The 25,178-nt window shown below is 31.8% G+C and carries 21 protein-coding genes and 1 tRNA gene; 3 read left to right on the top strand and 19 right to left on the bottom strand.

Annotation, left to right across the window (positions count from 1 at the left end):
• Positions 1–108: 108 nt before the first annotated feature.
• From T416_RS03675 to T416_RS0102570, 15 genes are all read right to left on the bottom strand, one after another.
• Positions 109–732 (bottom strand): class I SAM-dependent methyltransferase, encoded by a 624-nt coding sequence (locus T416_RS03675; protein WP_051675969.1) that lies wholly within the window; start codon positions 730–732, stop codon positions 109–111.
• Positions 722–1,339 (bottom strand): class I SAM-dependent methyltransferase, encoded by a 618-nt coding sequence (locus T416_RS0102635; protein WP_031489266.1) that lies wholly within the window; start codon positions 1,337–1,339, stop codon positions 722–724. The genes T416_RS03675 and T416_RS0102635 overlap by 11 nt, the downstream gene beginning before the upstream one ends.
• Before the next feature lie 136 nt (positions 1,340–1,475).
• Positions 1,476–1,557: transfer RNA gene (locus T416_RS0102630), tRNA-Leu, on the bottom strand.
• A gap of 37 nt (positions 1,558–1,594) precedes the next feature.
• Positions 1,595–2,434 carry a DNA-formamidopyrimidine glycosylase gene (gene mutM, locus T416_RS0102625; protein WP_031489265.1) on the bottom strand — a complete coding sequence of 280 codons (840 nt, stop codon included), beginning with the start codon at positions 2,432–2,434 and terminating at the stop codon, positions 1,595–1,597.
• A gap of 14 nt (positions 2,435–2,448) precedes the next feature.
• Positions 2,449–3,321, bottom strand: a complete 873-nt coding sequence (locus tag T416_RS0102620) for a 5'-3' exonuclease (protein ID WP_031489264.1) — start codon at positions 3,319–3,321, stop codon at positions 2,449–2,451.
• Position 3,322: 1 nt separating this feature from the next.
• Entirely contained in the window at positions 3,323–6,271 is a 2,949-nt protein-coding gene (gene dnaE / locus T416_RS0102615) for a DNA polymerase III subunit alpha (RefSeq protein WP_031489263.1), read from the bottom strand.
• A gap of 1 nt (position 6,272) precedes the next feature.
• The gene (locus tag T416_RS0102610) at positions 6,273–6,476 is read right to left on the bottom strand and encodes a hypothetical protein (protein ID WP_031489262.1); all 204 of its coding nucleotides are present in this window, start codon (positions 6,474–6,476) and stop codon (positions 6,273–6,275) included.
• A 38-nt stretch (positions 6,477–6,514) separates the two neighbouring features.
• On the bottom strand, positions 6,515–8,830 hold the full coding sequence (pheT, locus tag T416_RS0102605) for a phenylalanine--tRNA ligase subunit beta (protein ID WP_031489261.1): 2,316 nt from the start codon (positions 8,828–8,830) through the stop codon (positions 6,515–6,517).
• An 8-nt stretch (positions 8,831–8,838) separates the two neighbouring features.
• Positions 8,839–9,837: a phenylalanine--tRNA ligase subunit alpha gene (gene pheS, locus T416_RS0102600; protein WP_031489260.1), complete on the bottom strand. Its 999-nt coding sequence runs from the start codon at positions 9,835–9,837 to the stop codon at positions 8,839–8,841.
• Positions 9,837–10,598, bottom strand: a complete 762-nt coding sequence (locus T416_RS0102595) for a hypothetical protein (protein WP_031489259.1) — start codon at positions 10,596–10,598, stop codon at positions 9,837–9,839. Before T416_RS0102595 ends, pheS begins: the two co-directional genes overlap by 1 nt.
• Before the next feature lie 23 nt (positions 10,599–10,621).
• Positions 10,622–11,419, bottom strand: coding sequence for an NAD(+) synthase (gene nadE / locus T416_RS0102590; protein ID WP_169737241.1), 798 nt, complete (start codon positions 11,417–11,419; stop codon positions 10,622–10,624).
• Complete coding sequence (gene obgE / locus T416_RS0102585; protein ID WP_031489257.1) at positions 11,409–12,716, bottom strand: GTPase ObgE; 1,308 nt, start codon at positions 12,714–12,716, stop codon at positions 11,409–11,411. The genes nadE and obgE overlap by 11 nt, the downstream gene beginning before the upstream one ends.
• On the bottom strand, positions 12,716–13,522 hold the full coding sequence (locus T416_RS0102580) for a hypothetical protein (protein WP_051675965.1): 807 nt from the start codon (positions 13,520–13,522) through the stop codon (positions 12,716–12,718). Before T416_RS0102580 ends, obgE begins: the two co-directional genes overlap by 1 nt.
• A complete protein-coding gene (fmt, locus tag T416_RS0102575; protein ID WP_031489255.1) occupies positions 13,522–14,454 on the bottom strand; it encodes a methionyl-tRNA formyltransferase in 933 nt (310 codons plus the stop codon). Before fmt ends, T416_RS0102580 begins: the two co-directional genes overlap by 1 nt.
• A 9-nt stretch (positions 14,455–14,463) precedes the next feature.
• Positions 14,464–15,147: a DUF5385 family protein gene (locus tag T416_RS0102570; protein WP_051675963.1), complete on the bottom strand. Its 684-nt coding sequence runs from the start codon at positions 15,145–15,147 to the stop codon at positions 14,464–14,466.
• 108 nt (positions 15,148–15,255) lie between these two features.
• Here T416_RS0102570 and def point away from each other — a divergent pair, with 108 nt between their 5' ends.
• On the top strand, positions 15,256–15,855 hold the full coding sequence (gene def / locus T416_RS0102565) for a peptide deformylase (protein ID WP_031489253.1): 600 nt from the start codon (positions 15,256–15,258) through the stop codon (positions 15,853–15,855).
• A 57-nt stretch (positions 15,856–15,912) separates the two neighbouring features.
• On the opposite strand, the gene T416_RS0102560 is transcribed toward def, so the two are convergent.
• The 4 genes from T416_RS0102560 to T416_RS03845 all read right to left on the bottom strand — a co-directional run bounded on the left by T416_RS0102560 (position 15,913) and on the right by T416_RS03845 (position 20,651).
• Complete coding sequence (locus T416_RS0102560; RefSeq protein ID WP_031489252.1) at positions 15,913–16,380, bottom strand: HNH endonuclease; 468 nt, start codon at positions 16,378–16,380, stop codon at positions 15,913–15,915.
• Positions 16,381–18,153 carry a DNA cytosine methyltransferase gene (gene dcm, locus T416_RS03770; protein ID WP_084277165.1) on the bottom strand — a complete coding sequence of 591 codons (1,773 nt, stop codon included), beginning with the start codon at positions 18,151–18,153 and terminating at the stop codon, positions 16,381–16,383.
• Positions 18,154–18,576: 423 nt separating this feature from the next.
• Positions 18,577–20,181 (bottom strand): Vmc-like lipoprotein signal peptide domain-containing protein, encoded by a 1,605-nt coding sequence (locus tag T416_RS0102545; protein WP_031489251.1) that lies wholly within the window; start codon positions 20,179–20,181, stop codon positions 18,577–18,579.
• A gap of 350 nt (positions 20,182–20,531) precedes the next feature.
• Complete coding sequence (locus tag T416_RS03845; protein WP_156953981.1) at positions 20,532–20,651, bottom strand: hypothetical protein; 120 nt, start codon at positions 20,649–20,651, stop codon at positions 20,532–20,534.
• A gap of 90 nt (positions 20,652–20,741) precedes the next feature.
• On the opposite strand from T416_RS03845, the gene parE reads away from it, so the two are divergent.
• A complete protein-coding gene (parE, locus tag T416_RS0102535; RefSeq protein WP_031489250.1) occupies positions 20,742–22,676 on the top strand; it encodes a DNA topoisomerase IV subunit B in 1,935 nt (644 codons plus the stop codon).
• Positions 22,666–25,173 (top strand): DNA topoisomerase IV subunit A, encoded by a 2,508-nt coding sequence (gene parC, locus T416_RS0102530; RefSeq protein ID WP_031489249.1) that lies wholly within the window; start codon positions 22,666–22,668, stop codon positions 25,171–25,173. The genes parE and parC overlap by 11 nt, the downstream gene beginning before the upstream one ends.
• Positions 25,174–25,178 lie beyond the last annotated feature (5 nt).

Genomic DNA, 25,178 nt, shown 5'->3' with positions numbered 1-25,178 from the left:
ACCAAATATGATACTTACATCATAATTATCTATCGGTTTATTGACGGATTAATAAAGTAATGAAGCTTGATTGGTCAATATTGATGAGCTTGTTCTTTGTCTAACAATTTATTTTGTTGCTTTTAAGAGAAGTCAACCTGTTTCACGTCATAAGAAAAGAGTTTGATCATCAAAACCGGCATCGGTTAATTCTTTCATTATTTCGTATTCATCAGTAACAATTAATCCTGGAACATGCTTCCATTGGAGTAAACTCTCTTTTGTCCCAAAACCAAGATAGAAAGAACCACCTTTTTTTAACATTCGAAAAACATTCTTGAAAGAAGTGGGTCGGTCTGTCCAAAAAAAGACAGTACTGAAGGCTGTAATGATATCAAAGGAATCGTCTTTACCTTGATAATTTTCAATGTTTCCTTGTTCGATTTTTACAAGATTCTTCTTAATAGACTCTTCATTGATTTCGCTTGAAACTGTGCATGACATCTTTGAAATATCAATTCCAGTAATATGGTTGACCTTTCCAACCATTCGTTTGATGTTAACCCCACCACCACAGCCGACTTCAAGAACATTAAATGATTTTTCAAGATTTATAAACTGAAAAATTCATTTCATTCCTTCTTCGTGCTGGTTGTTCATATTATAAAGAATGTTGCGTCCAGCATTATCATAAGTAGGACAACCAAAAGATTCGTTAACTTCTTTTGTTTCATCTATTTTTTTAGTTGCCATTTTTCTTCCCCATAATCATAAGACGTTTTGTATTTGGTTGGTATTTGATAGAAATTTCATCAAATCCAACATCATTTAATTGTTTAATTAACCAAAACTCATTTATCTCTTTAAAGTTAGGAACATCCTTTCATTGTTTTTGTCAATCATCCTTGCTTGTTGCAATCATGATGTAAAACCGTCCACCTATCTTTAGATATTGGTAGATTTTTTGAAGCGAAAGACTTAAATCAGACCAAAAGTAGATAGTGCTAAAAGCCGTAATAATGTCGAAAGAATCATTCATGAAGTTACTATCTTCGATACTGATGTTTTTTACATCTAGGTTTGTCATATTTAATTGATCGTTAAATTCCCTAGTTACTTCTACTGCTTTCGCACTAATATCAATAGCAATTACTCTTTTTGCTCGCTTCGCAAGTTCAGAAGCATTATATCCCCCACCACATCCTATTTCAAGCACAAGATCATCTTTTGTTATAGTGACATTTTCAAAGAAAAAGTCACTAATGTGTTTGTGACCAACATTCATACGAAGAAGCATTTCCCTACCGACTTCATTATTTGAAGGATGATCATATCTTTGTTTCTTGTAATCTTCTCTCATTGTATTACCCCTTTTTTAAATTATAAGAAGATTAAGGAAAATCTCCGTATCTGTCTACCTTGAATGAAGAAAAAAGACAAAAGAATAAAAAAAATGCACTTAGTATTGCTAAGCACATTTAAAGATAATTAATTAATGGTGCTCAAAAAGGGACTTGAACCCTTATGATTTCTCGGTTGATTTTGAGTCAACTGCGTCTGCCATTCCGCCATTTGAGCTTTATTATATAATTATAATTAATTAATAGATATTTGTCTAAATAATTTCTTTTTGACACTTAGGACATAAATAAGTTCCACGATTATTAACCTTGATTTTGATGATTTTATATCCACAGTTAGGACAATCATGATCTTTTTTAGTGTGAACTTTTAAAAAGTTTTGAAAACCTCCTGTATCGGTTGTATTAAACATATAACTGTGAATCGTAGTTCCCTTGTTTAAAATACTAGCATTTAAAATTTCCTTACTATACTTAACTATCTTTTTTAAATCATCATCAGTTAATTTAGATGCGATACTATTTGGGTGAATCTTCGAATAAAAAAGCACTTCATCAACATAAATATTCCCAAGACCTGAGACGATACTCTGGTCGAGTAAAATATTTTTAATTTTACCTTTTTTATGTTTTAGTTGGTCTTTCAAATAACTAGGGGTAAATTTAGAATCAAAAGGGTCTGGAGCAATCTTCTTTAGCATCGGAGATTGATTAAACTCATTTGATGTAAAAAGATGAAAGGTACCAAATTGTCGCGTGTCGTTATATACTAAAATACTGCCATTTTCAAAATAAAAACGAATATGATTATGCTTATTTTCAACATAAGCATTGCAGGAAGGATAATAAAAAAACTTACCTTCCATTCTTAGGTGAACAACTAAAAAGTTTTCATTTGAGAGATGAAAAATAAGATATTTTCCTTTTTGAGTAATTTTTCTGAAAGACAAACCTATCATCATCTTAACAAAGGAACTTGATTCCTTGTTTTTAATAAGTTTATTTAAACGGACTTCGGCATGACTAATAGTTTGATTTAAAACATTATCCTTTAAATGTTCAATGATGGTATAAACCTCTGGGAATTCAGGCATTTTGCTACCCCTTTTTATTTCAATAATTGGTGATTTAAATTAATGTATAGTGAATCAGCGAGCTTTTTAATCCCTTCTTTATCAAGTTCCTTTTTAATGAATTCATCAGGTTCTTTATCGTTAAAAAGAGAAGTTTCAATGAGTGCGAGACCATAGCAAAAATAAGCACTATTTTTATCATTAGAGAGCTTCGTTTTAACCCCGAGAGAGAGTTCATCAAGATGTAGGTAAATTTCATCAAGAGAACCATATTTTCGAATTAAATTAACGGCCGTTTTAGGTCCAATTCCCTTAACTCCAGGATAATTATCACTAGTATCTCCTACGAGAGCTTTAAAATCTACGATTTGTTTTGGTCTAAGGTTGTGAAAATATTGATCAAAATTTTGGAGGTTAATAAGGTTATTATTTCCTTTGCTAGACGAAGAAAGAAGACTCATGTTAGTGTTCACATCAATTAGTTGCATTAAGTCATTATCCCCACTAAAGATAGTAGAATTGATATTGTTCTTACTCATTAAGGTAGTAAAACTTCCAATTAAATCATCAGCTTCATATCCAGGTATTCTCATTACCTTCACATTGAGTAAGTTAAAAAATTGTTCAATGTAAGGTAATTGTCTAATCAAGTCATCTGGCATTGGACTTCGTGTACCTTTATATTCATCATACTGTTCTTTGCGTTTTGTTTTTTCTTTTGAATCAAGTGCGATGAGCATGTATGATGCATCAAAGGTTGAAAGGATATTAAGCACTGTCATCATTACCGTTCTAATCGCATTAGTCGGAAGGGTATCGTGGTCGTGAAAGTAAGCAAGTTGGTTATATGTCGCATAAAAAGACCGGTAGATAATGGCATATCCGTCGATGACAATTGCTTTTTTCATACTACTTCTCTCCTATTTCTTTTATGTTTTCAATAACATTAAAACGGTTAAATTTACGCATCGTAAAAAGGTAAATTTGATCTTCCTTGATCATTTGATATAATTCGTATCCTTTATGAAAAATGGTAAATTGATATTGCTTTTCGTTGACCAGTACGTCAATGAAAAAGATTTTTTTATTAGTCGTTCTCGTAAAGGTTTCGGTTTTCTTAATAACCTTAGCAATCACAAATTGAGGCTCATCAGTTAATTCATTAACACCTACGATTTGGTAGTCACGATACTTTGTATAAATAGTATCATTGTCACTTAAAAGAAGTGATTTTAAACAAAAACCAAGTAATTCTTCTTCATCTTTTAAGTATTCATTATTAAATGTCGAGTTAAAAGCATCTGAGTTTTTTACATAACATTCTTCAAAAGTTTCAACATCAAATTTAAGAATGTCATTAATGTGTTCGATAAGGAATTTACGATTATATCCATAACAATCAAAAGCACCAATCTTAATAAAGGTAATTAAATTATTGATGGTTAACTTATATTTAAAAATGCAGGCTTTAATACACTTAAAACAATCATTAATGTCGTCGTCGGCTATTAAATTTAACTTATTTAGTATTTCATTACCAACCCCTTTAATTCGTTTAAAACCAATAATAATCGCATTTAAATTACGATCAATTTGGTAATCGCTATTGTGATATTTAATCGATGGTGGAATAATTTTAATATTATTTTTGATTGCTAACTTAAAGTAAGTTTTTTCCTTCCCATCGGTGGTGTTAAGAAGGTTACAAATAAAACAAATTGGATAATGAAATTTAAGGTAAGCTAGTTGGTAACTAAGTAGAGCATAAGCTAGGGCATGTGATTTATTAAATCCATAGTCAGCAAAAGATTTAATGTAATCAAAAATTTCAAGAATTAATTTGTGATTATAATCACGCTGTATAGCTCTTTTAATAAACTCATCCTTGTATTTATCAATCAAGTGGTGGTCTTTTTTACTAATCGCTCGCCGGAAGTTGTCAGATTCAACTTCATCGAAACCAGCAATCGTGTTAACTAGTTTAATGACTTGTTCTTGGTAAACAATAATACCAACAGTTTCTTCGAGCACTTTCTTACATTCGTTATTTCAATAAACTATTTGTTCAAGACCGTCACGTCGTTTTACAAGACGGTCACTATTTTGGGATGGCCCAGGACGGAAAAGAGCTGAAACAAGAGCGATATCAGCAATATTTCGAGGTTTGATTTTTTTAATTAAATTGACCATACCTGGTGATTCAAGTTGAAAAATACCGGTTGTTTCCCCTTTTCTTAGTTGCTCAAAAACTTGATCATCGTGAAGGTTGATGTTATTAATATCGACACTCTCTTCATTAACAATTCTAATTAAATTAACTGTATCCCGCACAATCGATAAATTCTTTAAAGAAAGAAGGTCAAATTTAATCAGCCCGAAACGTTCAAGATATTCAAGGGGATACTGGGTAAGGGGATAATCATCAATACCGTTTTGAATTGGAATAACGGTTTTTATATCAAGGTTAGAAATAACGATACCAGCCGCATGGGTTCCAATTGATCTTGGAAAGTTGATTAAACCAAAAACAAGCTGAAAAAAATCAAAACCACGATATTTAAAATTCTTAAAATCGGATACTCTTTGACTAAGAATCTTGTTACGATTCTTACTTACGAAATTATCAAAGTCATCTAGAGTTTCAATTTTATCATCGTTAATTAATTTAGTAAGTTCGTTAATATCTTTTAAATCGATATTAAGCACTCGCCCAAGGTCACGAATGGCCATTTTCAATTTCATTTTAATAAAGGTGCAGATAAAACAAACTTTATCAAAACCATATTTATTAAAAATGTAATCAATTAACAAAGGTCGCTGTTCATCAGCGATATCAATATCGATATCCGGCATCCCTTTTCTTGATTTATTAAGAAAACGTTCAAAAATAAGATCATATTCAATGGGATCAAGTTTGGTAATTTCAAGTAAAAAGGAAATTAAAGAACCACAAGCTGAACCCCGACCAGGTCCGACCATAATATCACTCTTGATAGCATATTGAATGAAATCATAAACAACAAAAAAATAATCAACGAATTCCTTTTCTTCTATAACCGCAAGTTCTTTTTTTAATCGTTGTTTATAAGTATCGACAACTTCTTTTGTAAGGCGGTTGCCATACCTATTTGTTAAATATTTTTTTAAATTACTGGTAGTAATTTCCTTTAGTAACTGGGAGTTATTAGGAATATTATCCTGGTAAACAGGAAGGTTTGGTTCTTGGTTACTAATAACGAGATTAATGTGGTTAAGGAGTTCGTCAAGATTCTTTAGGTGTAAGGGTCGGTAAAGTTTTAATGCTTCGGTCTCTGTCAGCATTCGATTATTGACAGTGTCATGATACTCGCTGTTCAATTCCAGTTTTGTTTCAGTTCTAAGAGCATTTACAACATCGTATAGAGCATCACTAAAGGAATCGAATGAAACATTTAGTTTACTTGGTAGATAATCATCCAACTCATCATTATAGTTTTGGTAAACCAAAGGAGCATTAGAAGAAAAATGTTGATTATTTTGGTAAATAATCGCAACATTGTTCATCATAATCTTTGAAAAATCAAGTTCTTTGTTAGTGTTAACTAAACTCGAAAGATAAATTAGAGTTTTATATCCATCTTCATTAAGAGCGATAAGAAGGACATCAAAACCACGATAAACTAAATTAAGACCAATGATAGGTCGTAATTTGTTTTTGATACATAGATCATAGAATTCAATCGTCCCATACATCGTATTAAGATCGATCAATGAAGCATATGTTGATTGTTCTTGTAGACTAAAAGAGATGATTTGATCAAGTCGTAGACTAGATTTAAGTAATGAATAATAAGATCTATTGTTTAGGTTAACAAACATATTATTGTCTGTTTTTTTCTTTAATAATACGTTTAATCTTATCTCTTTTTTTCTTATCTAGATCTTCATATTCAAGTGAGTATTCAAGTTCTTCTATCGTATATTCTTCAAGGGGACGGTCGTCTTCAATGTCATTTAAATCAAAGACTGATGTTTCTTTGACCTTCGATCTTTCAAAGATACTATTTTTGTTTTTATCTTCCATAATTGTCTCCTTCTTGAATAATTATTTAGTTTAAATTGCTAAATACTATATTTAGCTAAAATAGCTTTAATGTCGTTTTCAGATTCCTGAATATCTTCGGTAGTTAGTTGGTAAAGGGCATTCAAAGAAACTCGATAGGTATAATTTCAAACTCCGTTTTTATGATGCTTATCAATAATTTTAGCATTAGTTACATTTTTAACAGTCCTTAATTCGCTTAAGATGTCTTGATGTGAAATTGTTTCGTTAATAACAGCGGTAAAGTCTTTATCGATGTCATGAAGGGTATATGGTTTTCCAACAATGATATCTTGCTCAAATAGATTTAACAAACTCGTTAGTTTTAGGTTGATAAATCAAACATCTCCAGGGATATTATGTTTACTTAGATCTGTTCGCTTAAAACGGCCAACAATCCCGTGTAGGTTGTTAAAAATATCATAAACACCAACAGCGTGGTTCACATCACCATTTAGAATTGGACGAAGGCTATAGTTTAGGTTAAAAATGGAAAGAATTTTATCAAGTAGACTTCTTACTGTCTGGAAGCTTCGATCAATTTTATTTGGAGTTAATGTTGAGTTAATTAAATCAGTTCCAAGGACAACTGATAAAACTTCTTCAAAATATTCACAATCCTTGATATTTACCTGTGAAATTTCAAATCAATTACCAGGTTCGTTTTTTAAACTAGCATTATACGAAAGAACTTCAAGTAAATTTTGCAGGTTGTTTAACTTAAGATAAGCTCTTCTCTTAGAAAGTGGATTAGCAATTTCAATGACACTTCCTTCATTAAAATAAAAGTTAAAACTATTCGCTTCTTCAATTGTTCCTAAATTATAGGTGTGAGCCTCATTAATTCCAAGGTTAACCAGCATTGTTCTTAGCTTTAACTTATTTAAATAAACTTTGTTAAGAGGGGTCTCGAGAAGACTTGCTTTAATCGGTGTTTTAGGTAGATTGTTAATCGAAAATTTCTTAAGCACATCTTCAAAAACATCGTTGATTGTTAATACATCATACCGGTGAATCGGGGGAATTATTGTTTCACTGTCAATGTGATAACCAAGATGATTAAGGAATCTCAACATTTTTTCTTCATTAACAGCAGCACCTACGAATTTTGGAAATGAAGCAAGTTCATTAGCTAAAGGTAAGGTGTCATGGGGCATTTGGTAATGGAAAACGAGTTTAGCATGACTCTGAAATGATTTAAGAACTAGTGAAACGGTACTTGTTGTAATAGAAGAAGAGAGTGGTTTTGAGAAAAGCATTGATGCTTTTGTATGCATTTTTAACCGGTTCGCTGTCATTCTTATCAACTTATTATTAAAATTTGCGATTTCCATTAGTACTTTGGTTGTATTACTATCGACCATCGTATCTTTTGAACCAATGATACCAGCGAGAGCAATCGTTTTCTCTTCATCTTTAATAATGATGTCACCAGGTTTAATTTCATATGTTTTTCCGTCAAGTCCGACCATTACTTCATCTTGCTCAGCATGTCTTACTGTAATTGCTCCAACAACTTTAGATGCATCAAAAGTATGAAGCGGATTAGCGGTTTTTAATGTAAGATAATTTCCAACATCAGCGAAAGTATTAGATAGTTTAATTTGATTATTAATTAAAATAGTGCGGTGAAATCATTCGATATGCATTTGGTCAATCCGACTAATTTCAACGAGGTTGTAAGAATAAACAAGGTCACTTAGAATAGTGACTTGACGAGTGTTATTTTTACTATCAAAACAATGTTCAAGATTAATGTAGTAGTCAAGACCAAAATAAGCACATAGTTCTTTGGTTAATCAAAGATAACCATTAAGGTCGTTTCGGTTACTTGGTAAACTCAGTTCAAGAACAGTGTCATCTAGATTAAAGTGTTTATTAATACTTTCTTCAAGGTCTTCATCTGTGTTCATCACAATGATTTCTTCCTGCATGCTAGATGATAGGAAATGAACATTGAACGGACTTAAATCAGTATAACCAACAAGCATCCCATCAGAAGGCTGACCATAAATTTCCTTCAAGGTAATAAGTAGGTGGTGTACAACACTGTTCGGTGGTGCATAGACAACTATGTCACCCACTTGAAAGTTATCAGCTTTTGTAACCACTTTCTTCTGTTGACCTTGATAGTCAATGACAACATGATTTAAAAAAGTGTTGTCGATTTTTTCCTTACTAATAACTTTTACATAAGCAAGATCAACTGAAGGAGTATGGTTTATGACTTGTTCAATTTCGCATCCGATATTCATTAATCCAGACTCAAGGGATGCATAACTGATGTGTTTTAATTTAGGACACATTGTTTTTAGTAAATTAAGACTTAAAAGCATAAAAACTCCTAGATTTGATCGTTAAACTTCTTATTATTAGTGTATAAATAACGGATGTCATCAACATTGTATTTAAGCATTGCAATTCGGTCAATACCAATCCCAAAGGCAATCGCACTTCTTTTTTTCGTAATTCCAGCATTTTCAAGGACAGCAGGATGGAGCATTCCTGAACCAAGAATTTCAATTCATCCTGTTTGTTTACACAAAGCACATCCTTTTTTATCACACTTAAAGCACGATACATCAACTTCAAAACTAGGTTCGGTAAAAGGGAAGTAACTAAGACGATAACGAGTTGTAAGATTTTCTTTAAAAATGTATTTAATTAATTCATCAATTAACCATTTTAAATTAGAAACAGTTAAGTTGTCCCTAACTCAAACAAGATCCATCTGCATAAACTGATGACTGTGGGTTGCATCATCGTCATCTTTTCGGTAAACATTACCATACGAAAGCAAACGAATATCTTCATCCTCGTTATTCATTAAGAAATGAGCCGTGGTTGAAGTGCAATGAGTTCGAAGCATTTTAGAAGCTGAAATGTAGAAGGAATCATCATTAACTCGTGCTGGGTGATCTTCCTTGATGTTAAGGACATCAAAGTTATAAAGTGGATTAACGACTTCATTAAATGAAACGACATTAAACGAAAGTTTAGCAAAAAAAGCAAGGATGTCATCAAGTACTTTATTTAAAATGTGAAAATGACCATTAGGTAGGAAATTATCTTGCTCACTAGCAAAAAGCATCGAAGGGATATCAGGAGCCTCGTCTTCAGTGAAAGAAATAATATATTGATTCGTTGTCTCTTCAATTGCTTTTTTCAAATCATTTAAAAAAAGACCATAACTCTTCTTATCACTAGCTGTTTTCAATTCTTCGTATAGTGGTTTTACCCGCTCTTTAACAAAGATGTTTTTCTTTTCAATTACCCGTGCTTTTGAATCAGCATCATCCAATATTTTTTTTAGTTCACTAATATAGCTATTTAAATCGTTCATTACTTTTTACCCTTCTTACCTTGATTCTTCTTTTTTTCATCCACTTGTTCTTCTAATATATTCGTATTTTTTAACGATTCTTCAACAAAATCTTTTTTACTCATCGTTCAAGCAATGGTTTTTGTCTTCGTTGAGAGTTGGTTAATATTAAGAGCAAGTGTTTTCGTATAGTTTTCTTTTAACTTTAAGGTTTCCTCAACAATGTCTTCCTTCAACTTATCAGTCGAAGGATGTTTTAAAAGATTAGTTTGTAGGTTAAGAGTGTCACTTTTTTCATTCGGTACACCATCACTTGTCATTTCAATAGGTGGTGATAGTGTGTTTGGAACGAGAGCAAGTTCTTTATTTTTTCGATTCGCTTTTTTTCTCTTGTCGTTCTCATTTTTCTTAGTTAACTTATACCAATTTTTAAGAAGAATAGTTTCTTTTAATTCAGGGATATAGACATTTGAATATGACCAAAAAGTACCAAGGTTAATGATGATCATAATTAGCACAAAAATGGAAACACCAACAACGGAACCGTGTGTGAAAATCATCTCTTTATCATAGTTTAAATTAATCGGAACTGGATCAATACTTCGTGCGACTGTTTTGCTTATTTGAATGTAATGATTTAAGTTTATTCCGCTATAAATGATGAGAACTAGAGCAATTAAAATGAAAGCAAAACCAATTCCAGTAAAGATTCAGGCTTGCTTAATCGTTCTTATTGAAAAATTATTGATTTTTTTAATCGTACTATTCGAACTATTTTCCATCGACTTTTTCCACTAGATTATTATTATATTTTATATGAACGAAAAGCGATATATTTGCTTTTTTCAAAATGCTTATGTTTAAATGACTGAATTCGTCTTACAATCCTTTCTTCAACTTCTTTGTCAACGGAAAGATGTAGTAGATAGTCATCAAGTTCATGGTAGGTAAATCCAAGTTGTTCCTCATCATTGGGTTCATTTACCGAATTACCAGGGGTTGGTTTTTGATTAATAATGGTCTTATTAACACGAAAGAGCGTAGCAAGCATATAAATATCTCTTTTAAGAAGATTTATAAAAAGAAAATAATCTGCGATTCCATCACCAAATTTAGTAAAAAAACCAGTAATGTACTCGTCATAATTAAGAGGACTTACGACAAGTCCGGAATTAAGACCAGCGATGGTCGAAAGATAATTAGCTCGAATTTTTGGCTTAATGTTAATCATTTGAAAATGGTCTTTATCAAGTTGAAAAACATTTAGGTAATGAAGAAAAAGTTGGGTTAGATTGACTTCTTTGATGTATGGATAATCTTTCTTTAACAGATTGATATTTTCCTTGATGTAATCATCGGTGTCAATATCAATAAATACCGGAAGAAGACGGATAGATGTACTTTTCATTCATTGGTCAAGAATGCTAAGAAGAACAGCACTATCCACCCCACCTGAGACACCAAAAACAACCGTTTTTAAATTGTTTTTTTTAAGGTAGTTTTCAAGGGTATATAAAACTTCATCAAGATGGTTAAGAACCGCTCCTAGACTTGTTTTGGTTGAATCATTAGTCATTAAATTCATTAATCATTTATTCTTCATAATTAAGGGTGATGTCATAAATATTTAAAGTGTCGTTTTGTTCTACCCCAAAGTCCTTTAATTGTTGTTTAAAGTTAATGGTATCAAGTTTCTGGTTAAGTCGGATTAAATTATCTTGTGTAGTAAGCGGGATGCGATTGACTCAATATTCAAGATATTCACCAGTAATGGAAAAACTATGGTCACCGGTTCTGGTAATAACGATTGTTTGGTCGAGGCTTTTCGACACATTTCGTTCTTTTTTATGATAGGTAATTAATTCGTCAATTCCACTAGTATTTTCCTTCATCATTTTTTCTTTTGACTGATTGAAGTAATCAACAACAAGGTCAAGCATTTCTTTGATGTTAGTGTATTCTAATGCTGAAACGGAAATTAAGGGATAGCGATTGTTAATGTGTTGAGAAAGGATTTCAAGGTTCTTAACACTATTTAATGCGTCGATTTTATTGGCTACAACAATCATTGGTTTGCTTTGAAGTAAAGAACTATATTCCTTCATTTCATTCATAATAGTATCAAAGGAATCAATAATAGAAACTTCGTGATCATTATCATCAAGGGAAATGATGTGCATTAAGAGAAAACATCGTTCGATGTGTTTTAAAAAATCAAAACCAAGTCCAGTTCCTTTATGAGCACCCTTTATTAATCCAGGAATATCGGCAAAAATAATTCTTTGATCATGATGGTAAATTGTTCCAAGAACAGGATTTAAGGTAGTAAATTGATAAGCGGCCGTTTTTGGTTTTGCATTAGTAAAAGTACTAATTAGGGTTGATTTACCAGCATTAGGAAGACCAACAATTCCGATATCAGCAATCGTTTTAAGATTAAGAAATAGATCTTTCATTTCACCTTTTTCACCCCGTTCATATAAGTTAGGAGCTTTGTTGAAAGCTGACTTAAAATGCATATTTCCGTGACCACCTTGACCACCACGGGTAATAAGGTATTTTGCTTTATCAATAAGGACTTCGGTAATTGTTTCAAAAGTCGATGCATCAATGACCACTGTACCTAGTGGAACTTTAACATAAACATCAAGTGCATTTTTTCCGTGTTGGTTCTTTATATCCCCTTTTTCACCATGTGGAGCTCTGATGATTTTTTGATACTTTAAGGTTTCAAGACTTGTTTCATTGTGGTCACCAACAAAGTAAATTGAACCACCATTCCCTCCATTTCCACCAGCGGGTCCTCCCATCGGAACATGAGCTTCACGGCGTCAAGCTAGCATACCATCACCACCGTTACCAGCGACTAATTTAATGTAACACTTATCACTAAAAGCCATTATTTCTTACCTTTATCCTTTTTTAACTCAACTTTATAGGTTGTTTTTTCCTTACGACGTTTCTTCAATTCTTCTCGTGCTTTAGCCGTTCTTTGGTAGTATACTTGACTGTCGCGAAGTTCATTATACATATCAATCGTATGATCTTGAAAATCCTTGCTATAAGCAATCAACCGGTTCGTAATTTTCACCATGATAATGACAGGTAGAATGAAGGATATGACAAGGATTAAGAAGCGAACAAAATAACCTCAAAGTTCAGCATTAACATAACCTGTAACGATTAACATAAACATTCCAAATCAAGTCGTCACAATTCCATTTAAGATGTCATATCGTACTTTTTTAACAGTTTTAACAAGGATGATAGCAATAATGATATTAATTACGATGACAGGAAAAACAGATGCTCAAACATGATAGTTCGTAAGGGGTGTTGTTCCGTATTCAAAACCATATTTAAGACGAAATTCAGATAAAATACCAGTTGCTCTTATCAAGGAAGTTGGGTCAAGTTTTTTTAGGAGTTCCTGATCAATTTCTTTGTACTTAAAAAAACCAGGTGTATCAAAAAGTTCAATCTGATTGTTCTTAACAATAAAACCATTTCCGTAATATCTTCCAAGTTGGCCAATGATTGAATTAGTTCCAAGCAGGTTCGCTTCACCAAATAAGATGAAAATAACAAGCATCGGAATAAAAACGAGAAAGAGTGTATAAAGCACACGTAAAAGGAGCGGAGATTGGAACCCTTTAGTTCTAAATAAACCCTTAAAACCTTCGTGTTGATCAATGTTTGTTTTCACTATTTTTCATCCTTTACTAGATAGTCATTAAAAATTCTAGAACCATTTAATATATCTTTAACAGGTAATGCTTTTTTATTAGGTAGTTGAATGACTGAAAGTTCAATGTCATAATCAGCTGTTGCGACAAATAATCTCTTATTCTTAACATAAATTTGACCGGGATTTAAGTTCGATTTAATCGTTGTTAAATTAACTTGATGTACCTTGATTTGATAGTCATTAAAAGAAAAAATAGCCATTGGTTTATCATATAAACCATTAACAAAACGAAGGATATTTCAACTTTTTTGGTTGAAATTAATGACCGTTTCTTCTTTTTTAATATTGTATCCGAATGTGACTTCACTTTCATTTTGAACAGTCCCAAGTAAATTTTCGTCACATAACTCATTAAAATGGTCAAAAAGAAGATTAGCACCAAGATGAGCTAAATCAATGTTAAGACTATGGTAAGTGGTTGTATCAAGAATCTTCATCTTTGCTTGAAAAAGAATGTTCCCTTTATCCATTTCTTTAATGGTGTGCATTAAAGTAATTCCCGTTTCACTTTCACCTTCCATAATCGCACGGTGGATTGGAGCCCCACCACGGAGTTTGGGGAGAAGGCTTCCGTGGACATTAACTATTTTATATTTAGGGATATTAATAATTTTTGTTGGAATAAATTGACCGTATGCGGCGGTAATAATAATGTCAGGTTTTAGATCAACTAAAGTGTCATATATCTCACTAATTTTATTTGGTTGCAGAAGAGATAGATTATTTTCAAGACAAAATTTTTTAACTTCCTGGAAAACCGGAATACCCTTACGGTTCAATTCCTTATCTGGTTGAGCTACAACAGTGATGAGTTGAACATCTTTGTGTGTCATCAACTTTTCAAGGACAATTTTCGCAAAAAGGGGAGTTCCAAAAAAAATTACACGCATATTTTTTCCCTATTTCGTTCCTTCTTTTTGTTTTTTGGCGTCTTTCATTTTCCGTCGTTCAAGATCTTTTTCTTGACGTTTTTTATCCATTGCTAACTTTTTCTCGTATGCAGCATCATCCTTATCTTTGATTGGTTTAATTCAAACCATTTCCTCATCGTAGTTAAGCTTACGAAGAACATTGATTTCTCTTCGTTGTTCTTTTTTATTAATTTGAACCATTTTAACTTCACATTCAATAGCACGTGGGGCATCTACAATATGTGTTTTCGCATTCCGAGTGGTAAAAAGCACAACATAAATTTCACGTGGTTTTGCTCTTTTTTCCTTCTTGATTTGCTCCATTGCTTTCTTGTACTCAATTGGATCACTGACTTTCAGTTCCTTCAATTTTTTCATCTCATCACGATAAGCAATCCGTTGTTCTTTCGTCATTTGTGAAGTGTTGTGGGGATCAGCACGTCTTACGACATAAGAATCAATGACCTCTTTACCATAATCTTCGATTTCTTTAAGATGTTTCTTAATTGTAGATCAGACTTCGTTTGTCTCAGACTTATTTCCTTGGTTACTCGGTGAGTTAGCTTCCTGTGACTTTTTTCGTTTTTTATATATGAATCAAATAATAATTGCTATCGGGATAATAACAATTAAGATTGTTAGTAAACTTGAATTACTTCCTTGTCCACCCATAATGTATCCTATTCTTGAATTTAAATTTTGCTTTGCTACTTCTTAACTTATAATTATAACAATATTAAAACTAATTCTAACGACATAGCAGCAATGAAGAAGGAAGTTATGTATAACATCAAATTTACCGATTTAATAAAGAAGAACTCAAATCCAAATAAAAGTTGGATTTTTATGGATCATCATCCGGTAATGTTAAATCCGTGCGAAGAAATAATTGGTAATGAATTTTCCAAGGAGGATATTTATTACTTAAAGCGAATGGTTAACTATATTGAAATTAGTTTCCTTGATAAAGCAAAAAAATATAACATCCGACCAGGGGTCGCGATAGCGGCTAACCAGGTGGGATGAAACAAGAGAGCAACATATATCCACTTTAAGGATAGTAATCAAATCGAACATCAATATTTATTAATCAATCCGAAGATTACTCATCGATCTATGAATAAAGCCTTTCTTTCGACCGGAGAAGGGTGTTTGTCTGTTCATCCTGACCAACCTGGTTATGTGATAAGAGATCAAGAGATCACTGTTCAAGGGTATAATTTAGTTAGTGAATCATATATAGAGAAAACCTTTACCGGTTTTATTGCGATGTGTGTCCAACATGAACTTGACCACCTTGATGGTCGTCTTTATTATCATCGAATTAATAAGGATGATAAATTCAAGAAAGAAGCTTTGTGAGAAGAAATCAAAAGATAGGTGAACTTTCTTCAGCAACTAAAATAGTAAATAGGAAAGCTATTTACTATTTTAGAGTTATGCTAAATGATTATAAATTTCGTCAACTATTTGTTCAGTATTGCTTAATGGAAGATCGAAAAAACGAGCACTATACTGAAGGGTATCGATATTATTTCTTAAAATACTTTTAATAATATTCTTCTGAACTTCTTTAAGGCCTCTGTTTCTTTTTAAACAAGCATGACAAACTGGACAAAGTTTAACCATATTATTTACATCATCTAATTCATTCCCATTAGCTAATGAAATATTGTGATGAACTTCAAGATAATAATCATTAGTTTTACGACTGATAAAAGTCCTTTCTTCCAAGTTATATTGATCATTACAACCTGAACATAAATTAGGTTTTAATTGATGCACAATTTCAACCAAAATAGATATTCGTTTAATTTTGGTTGAGTCTACAATTAAACTAAAAAGTACCCCGTGAATTAAAGGGTTAATTTTATTCTTAAGTAGTTCACTTAATAAAACACTCATTTATTTTCTCCCTTCACATCTGTCAACGGCTATTTTAAAAAATTTATTATCTTTTTCTATACCGATAAATTTTCTATCTAGCAAAAGAGCGGCAACCCCTGTTGATCCGCTCCCCATGAACGGATCAAGGATTAAATCGTTTTTGTTAGTATGTGTTTCAATTATCGATTTCATAAGACTAAGACTCTTTTGAGTGGGGTGTATAGTACGTTCATTACCTTGAACAGTTGGTGTTTCAAAAACTGAACGCATATAAGGTTTACTTTTATCTTTATTAAAGATTCATTTCTTTCCAGGTTTAACCGCTCATATCGCAAATTCCATATCTTGAACATATCTACGAGTTGTATTACGTGGCATCGGATTTTTCTTTTTTCAAATTAGAACATCTTTTATTTCTATATTATTTTTGCTCAATTCATCACAAATATAGCTAATGAAACGATAAGAACAAAAAACAATAAAAGAACCGCCTGGTTTTAGAATTGTTGAATAATCTTTTATCCAATCTAATAAGTTAAAATTCTCATCTCATTGACCAAAATAAACACCTTTTCTTGGTTTTTTTAGTGTGTTAAAATTATTTTTTTTAGAAATTACATATGGTGGGTCCGTAATAATGTGATCTACTTGAATTTTTTGATTGATTAATTCATTTACAAAATTAAAAGCATCTTTGTTAAAAAGTTGATAATCACTATTTCAGACAAAATTATCATTGTAATTTTCATCGATTTTATTTGCTATTGCTTTCCCAATTAAAGGTGGTACTGCGTTCCCAATCTGTTTACAAATAGCAGTTTTAGTTCCATAAAAAATAAAACTGTCAGGAAAACTCTGTAAACGAGCAGCTTCACGCGGTGTAATGGAGCGATTTAAATAAGGATGTGAATTTTTTCCGTTTGATGGTGTGTCAAATCTAGTATCAATAGTAGGACTAATATTATTTCATTCAAGACGTGACCAAGTTGAAGAAAACTTTTGTTTTCCGTGTAATTCTTTTGGTAAAAAAGATTTATCACCTTCAGGAGGGATTAACATTAATTTTTTTAATGCTAATTCACTATGCTTGGTCGCAATATGGTTATAAAGTTTATTCGACCTCATTTTCTTTTGATAGTCACTTAAAGGTGCTGATGGATAGTCAACTTCAAACTCACCTTCTCCTGAACTTAAAAAAGAAAGATCAGATATTGCATCTCAAACTGTTGTAAATTGTTTCACACACTTAGTAGGTAAACCTATACTTTTAGTTTTAGAACCAATGATAATTGCTCTTTCTCGATTTTGGGGAACACCAAAATCCCTGGCGTTTAAGAAACCGTAATTTACAATGTAGCCTAATTGTCTTGTTCTTTCAAGAATTTGTTGAAGAAAAAAACCGTTATTAGAACTTAATATATTTCTCACATTTTCAATAACAAATACTTCGGGCTGTATTGCTTTTAACATTTCAATATATTCTAAAAAAAGAAAATTTCTAGGATCATCTAGTCCAAGAAGTTTTCCTTTTAAACTAAAACCTTGGCATGGTGGGCCGCCAACAATCATATTAATACCTTTAGAAACTGATAAACTAATAATTTTTTCCTTGATTTCTTTATTTGTAATATCACCACAAATAGCTTCAGCCGTTGGAAAATTAAGTCCAAAGGTTTTGATCGCTTGTTCATCAAAATCCAAACCAATTAAGGTTTCAAAATTTTTATTTTTATCCAAGCCTGCTGAAAAACCACCAGCACCACAAAATAAATCTAATATCTTAAACTTCACAAAAAAAAGAGGTAAAAAATTCCTTTACCTCATATTTTAACATTATTTAAAATTTGTTAATAAATATATAATAAATTTCCTTATCAATTCAATACCTTTTTGTATGTTAATGATGAAATATAAAACTGATCAAATAATTCACTTTACATTACTTGATTTTTATACAAAAGAAATTATTTATTAACCTTAAATTGTTCGATAATACTATCAATTTTTAACCCTTTCTTGTGTGCCTTATAATAAATTAAAAATCTACTTTTTCATTAAATAACTGTTCGATTTTGGGGGTAATCCTGGTACTAAGTTTTACAATACGATTGAGTAGATTTTAATAAGAAAAAACACCCTTTACACGAGATTTGTAAAGAGTGTTTTTACATTTTTTTCTCATGAATGATAAGAGAGGGGTTGCCTTATTATTTTTTATTTTTTTCTTTTTAGTTGGTCTTGAGCCTTCTTTTTTATGTCTCTGAGTCCAGTGATATTGACTTGTCTGTTTAATTCTTCATTAAGATTATTTCTAATACCTTCATCTTTAATTTGATTTAGAACTTCTTGTACCTTCATTTTCTCACTGTTAAAAATTAGTTCTGCTTCGTCACCGAGCTTTTTGATCTGGTCTTCAGTCTTTGATTCGTCATCAACTTTATTAATAAATTCTTGATATCTCTCGTGACCGTTAATCTTATCGATATGTTCTCTTTTAGTTATATCACGAGTGTCTTTTAGAAGGCTCTTTATTTCATTCATTATCTTTTCAACTTCTTCAAGTTTATTTGACATATCAATACGGGCTTCAAGCATGTCTTTTCTATTATTATCCTCTGATAGCTTCTTAAGTAATTCCTTGGCTTCTTCTTTCTTTGGAAGAACTTTTTCTAAATCACTAATTGCTTTGTCAATTTCTTCTTCTACTTTATCTATATTTGAAATGTCACTATTTTTGACTTTACCATTTAACTCATTTTGAAGTTCATCTGAAAGTTTTGACTTTCTAATTTTTTCATGCAATTTAGTTTTTTTACTAACAAGTTTTTTCGACTTATTATTGTTATCCACTTCATCTAAGACTTTTTTCTTTAAAGCTTCTAAGCTCTTTTTATCATTAGCTTTTTTTAATTCTTCAAGGAAACCAGGTGTAGGTCCGCCAGGAGGTAAGCTTTCTATTTCCTTTTTAATTTCATCTTTTATTTTTTTAATTTCATTACTATTTTCATTTGGATTGCTTGGTGGTAATTCATCTGGTGTCTTTGGAACTTGGTTGTCATTTGGATTTGGAACTTGGTTGTTTCCAGCATGATTACCATTGTTATCAGGCATATTATTAGATGAATTATCGTTCGGTTTTTCTTGATTAGTGTTATTTTTAGATTGTTCATCGTTACCAGGTTTTTTAGAATCTTCATCCTTACCAGGTTTTTTAGGATTACTTATTTCGCCACCTTTACTAGCGTCTTCTTCTTTTTTTGATTGGTTCTCTTTACCTTGATTGTCAGGTTGACTAGGTGCTTCAGGGTTTTTAGGTTCATTAGGTGTGTTAGTTTGACCATGTTTATCCCCTTGATCATTACCCGTATTATCTACATGCTCACCATTACCAGGAGATTTATCATCTTCAATAATCTTCTTTAAAGTATTTAGGTCATCTTTAGATTTAACTTTGTTAAGTTTTTCAAGATATTCTTTCTTTTTGTTTTCATCTTTTAAGCCGTTTATCAGATTAAAAACACTAACATCTAAGTCTTTAAGTTTATTAACTTCGTTTTCAAATTTACTTAAATCATTATTACCTTTAAGTTTAGAAAGATAACTAGTTTTTAAACTAGTTGAATTAAATTTATTTATAGTTTTCTCTATTTCTTTGTGTTTTTTGTCTTTTTCATTTATCTCTTGTTTATTGTCCCTTTTATTTATCTCTTGTTGTCTATTGCCATTTTTCTTACAACCAACAGCAAGTCCAGCAATTGCACTTCCAGCAAGTAGAAGACCGAATGATGTAAATAAGATTTTTTGCTGTTTCTTTTTCATATGTCTATTCCTTAATCAACAATTTGTATCAATAAGTTAATTATTTATAATTACATAGAAAAGAAAAAACGAAAAGACAAACTGACAAAAAAATAACCTTTTTTCTGTTTTTTTTAAAAAAGTGAGCTTTTCTCAACAAATATCGGTAGATTTTCTACATAGTATTTCACTTTTTTTAAGCTAAACCATGCTTACTCTATCATCCTTTTTTGTCATGTTCATAGACACTAGCAAAAAAAAGAATCTCGATGGATTAAAATTAATGTAATCCTCCTAAAACTAGAAATAATTTATTAAAAAATATTCAAATATAATATTTTTCCTAGTTTCCTTCTTTTTTTAAAAAAAGGTTATGCTTTATTTTTTTTGTTAGCTAAACCTACAGCAAGACCAACCGAAAGACCAACAATCATAATTCCACCGATGACAATACCGCAAATCAGTGCGGCTTTTCTTTTTTTCCTACTCATATAATCCTATTTTATCCTATATAAGGTTAAAATTAAATACATTGAAACGGGTTTATAATATTTTAAGGTAATGTAAGCTAAAAAGGTAGATTAATGAATAAATATGAAGCTAGTGATATAAAAATCCTCGAAGGTCTTGAAGCTGTTCGAAAACGTCCTGGAATGTATATCGGTTCAACGTCATCAACCGGTATGCACCATCTCATCTGAGAACTCCTTGATAATTCCATCGATGAGGTTTTAAACGGAAATGCTGATTACATCGAAGTTGTCCTAAATAAGGATATGTCAGTGTCCGTATCGGATAACGGTCGAGGTATCCCGGTCGAGGAAAACCCCCAATCAAAAAAATCAACCGTCGAAACGGTTTTTACTGTGCTCCATGCGGGTGGAAAGTTTGATGAAGGAGCTTATAAGACTTCTGGTGGTCTTCATGGGGTCGGTGCTTCTGTTGTCAATGCATTAAGTTCCTTTGTCGATGTGACTGTTTACCGAAACGGAAAAATTTATCAATGTCGTTTTGAAAACGGTGGTAAAACGGTCAAACCCTTAACTGAAGTTGGTAACACGAGAAAGACTGGTACTGTTGTTACCTTCAGACCAGATAAGGAAATTTTTCACGACATTTCCTTCTCTCCAACAAGCATTGTAACAAGACTAAAAGAGTCATGTTACTTAAATAGTGGTCTTAAAATTATCTTCACCGATAAGGTGAACGATCAACGCTATGAATTTTTTAGTAACGAAGGTTTAAAGGATTTCATCAAGGATATTAACAGTGATTATACGACTACTGTAGAACCGATTTATTTTGAAGGAACTGACTCCGGAATTAACGTTGAAGTTTCCCTTAGTTATACCAATCGGGAAGACGATATGATTGTTTCTTTCGCAAACAGTGTTAAAACAAACGAAGGTGGTGTGCATGTCAATGCCTTTAAAACTGCACTTTCAAATATTGTTAATAATTTCGGAAGAACCTATCAACTTTTAAAAGAACGTGAAAAAAACCTCGAGGGTGATGATATCCGTGAAGGTCTGTCGTGTGTTATTAGTGTTAAAGTACCTGAACGACTAATTTCATATGAAGGACAAACTAAAAATAAACTATATACACCTGAAGCTTTTACTGCTGTTAAAAATGTTGTAGAACAACAATTGAATTATTTTCTCTCAGAAAACAAATCAATTGCTATTACCATGATAAACCGAGCGATTGAAGCACGAAATGTTCGGAATTTGATGCGTAAAGCAAAAGAAGAGACAAAGAAAACAAAAAAGATTAAAGAAGAGCGTTTTATGGGCGGAAAACTAACTCCAGCCCAAAGTAAAGATCCAACAATGAATGAACTTTTCATCGTTGAAGGGGACTCGGCCGGTGGTTCAGCTAAACTTGGACGAGATAAAAAGCACCAAGCTATTTTGCCCCTTCGCGGAAAAGTAATGAATGTTTTAAAACAACGACTTGTCGATGTTCTTAAAAACGAAGAAATTTCTTCCCTTTTTTATGTCCTTGGAACTGGAATTGGAAATGATTTTGACATCAAAAAACTTAAATACCATAAAATCATTATCATGACCGATGCTGATACTGATGGTAGTCATATTCAAGTTTTATTAATTACTCTTTTTTATAAATTTCTAAAACCTTTGATTGAGAACAACCACCTTTTTATCGCTCTCCCTCCCCTTTATAAATTTACTAATTTAAATACCAAAAAACATTATTATTGTTTTGATGAATACGAATTAAGTGAAATGAAGAAAAACTGCAAAAATTTTGAAATCCAACGGTATAAAGGTCTTGGGGAAATGAATGCGGATCAACTATATGAGACAACTATGAGAAAAGAAAACCGCATTCTGCTTCAAGTCAAAATCGAAGATGCTCTACAAGCGGAGAAGCAAATCAATACTTTAATGGGCGATGATGTAGCTCTAAGAAAAAAATGAATTGACCAAAATATCGATTTCAGTGTTGTTGATGAAATCATTAATACAGGAGTTAAGGAAGATGAACAATAAAGTCAAAATTACCCCGATTGATGATCTTGTCTCAAATGCATACGGAAAATATGCAAAATACATTATCCAAGATCGGGCATTACCCGACATCCGTGATGGTCTAAAACCTGTGCAGAGAAGAATTTTATATGCAATGCATGAACTTAATATCTTCTTTGATAAACCATATAAAAAATCAGCTAGAACTGTTGGTGAAGTAATTGGTAAATACCATCCGCATGGGGATAGCAGTATCTATGATGCTATGGTTCGAATGAGTCAAGACTGAAAAAACAACCTTTGCTTAATTGATATGCACGGAAATAAGGGGTCAATCGACGGAGATAATGCAGCGGCAATGCGTTATACCGAAAGTCGATTAGCAAAAGTTGCTAATATAATGCTCTGAAACCTGAAAAAGGAAAATATTGTCTTTATCCCTAACTTCGACGATCAGGAGAAAGAACCATCAGTCCTTCCTTCACTCATCCCTAATTTACTAATTAATGGTGCCTCGGGAATCGCCTCGGGATATGCGACGAATATCCCTCCGCACAATCCATCCGAAGTTTTCGATGCACTGATTTATCTTCTTAAAACAAAAAAACCAAGTTTTGATGAATTAATTAAAATTATTAAAGCTCCTGATTTTCCAACCGGGGGAGAAATTCACGGGATAAGTGGAGTTGTTGATTCTTATAAAACAGGAGCAGGTAAGTTTCTTATTCGAGCTTCGATGATTGAAAAAACAGATGATAAAAAAATTAATCAATTAATCATTAAAAGCATTCCATACGAAACAAATAAAGCTGAAATCATAAGAAGTATTGAACAATTAATGAACAATAAAGAGCTCGAGTATGTTCTTGAAATAAGAGATGAAAGTGATATTAACGGGATTTCCATTGTCCTTGATGTAAGGAAGGAAGCATCGCTTCTTAATCTACAAAACTTCCTTTACAAGAAAACTAATCTTCAAGTTACGTACCATACCAAATTCATTAGTATTGTAGACCGAGCACCAAAACAAGTTGACCTTATTTCTTATTTTACCTGGTACATAAAGTTTGCTCTGGAAGTAATCAAAAAGACGGATCAGTATGATTTAAACAAGGTGATTCTCCGTCTTGAAATTGTTGAAGGTTTAATAAAAGCAATCGACTATATGGACGAAATAATCAAAATAATCCGTCATAGTGATTCAAAAAATAATGCTAAGGATAACCTAAAAGAACGGTTCAAATTTACTGAAAATCAAGCTGAAGCTATTGTGATGATGCGTTTATACCGTCTTACAAAAACAAATATCGATGAACTTAACATTGAGAAAGAAAATTTAATCAAAGAACAAAGAACTTTAAACGAAAGAATCAACAGCGAAGATGTCGCAAAGCAATACTTCATATCCGTAATCAAAAACTACCGAAAAGATTTTGATCAAGAGAGAAAAACTAAAATAGTTGAAGAAATCAAAGAATTAACTATTAATCAAAGTGAAATGGTAATGCAGAGTGATCTCATCCTTTCAGTTAGTAAAGAAGGATACATAAAAACCCTAACCAAAAAAGCTTTCGAAGCTTCTGATTATAATAATCCAGGACTTAAAAAAGGTGATATCCAGGTTCTAACAAAACTAGTTAATTCGCACGATTATGTATGTTTCATTACCACTAGTGGAAAGATTTACTACACCATTATTTACAAGATTAAAACTCTTAAATGAAAAGAACTTGGTGTTCATTTAAGTAGTATGTTTAAAACATCTCTTAACGAACATATTATTAAAGTGATTACTTTTAATGAAAAAACTAAACCAAATGATTATCAATTAATTCTACTTAGCTCCGATGGAATGGTTAAACGTATTGATTTAGCTGAGCTTAATTTAATGAACGAAAAGAAGGAATCAAGCATTATTAAATTAAACGATGATGCATCACTGATAGGAGCTGAATTAATAAGAAAAAACAACAATTATCTTCTTTATGGTTTTAATACCGCTGGGGAATGTCTTCTTATTCCGTCCGATGAGGTCAATCTATTAAATAAAAATGCGAAAGGGATTCGTTTCATGAAACAAAAACCAAACGACAGGATGGTTAAATTATTTGTTTCAAAAACTAATGATGTAGTCTTAAATTGTTTCTTCAACATTGGATATACCAGCATTCCACTAACTGAAATACCATTAAAAAAACGAGCACAAGCTGGTGTCAGTATTTACGAGAAGGGAAAGAACAAAGTTGAATTAGTTTCAATTTGTCAAAACTATAAGGAAAATGCTTTCTACTTAAAGAACGAGGAAAACGAGGTTTTTGCTTTTATTATTAAAGCTCTTCGTCAAAAAGGTCTATCAGGTAAATTAACCAAATACGAAATTCCAAAAATTATTGATATACAGGAAGATAGTTATTTAAACGAAGTTCATGATAATTTTAACCTTCACCCAACTTTAAATGCGGACGAAATCAAAGTTGATAATGAAGTTATATCAAACGATGAAAAACCATTATTTTAAGAACG

It is taken from the genome of Ureaplasma canigenitalium ATCC 51252, from assembly GCF_000712165.1.
GTDB classification, from domain to species: Bacteria; Bacillota_I; Bacilli_A; order Mycoplasmatales; family Mycoplasmoidaceae; genus Ureaplasma; species Ureaplasma canigenitalium.
This window is presented reverse-complemented; position numbering and strand designations above follow the sequence as displayed.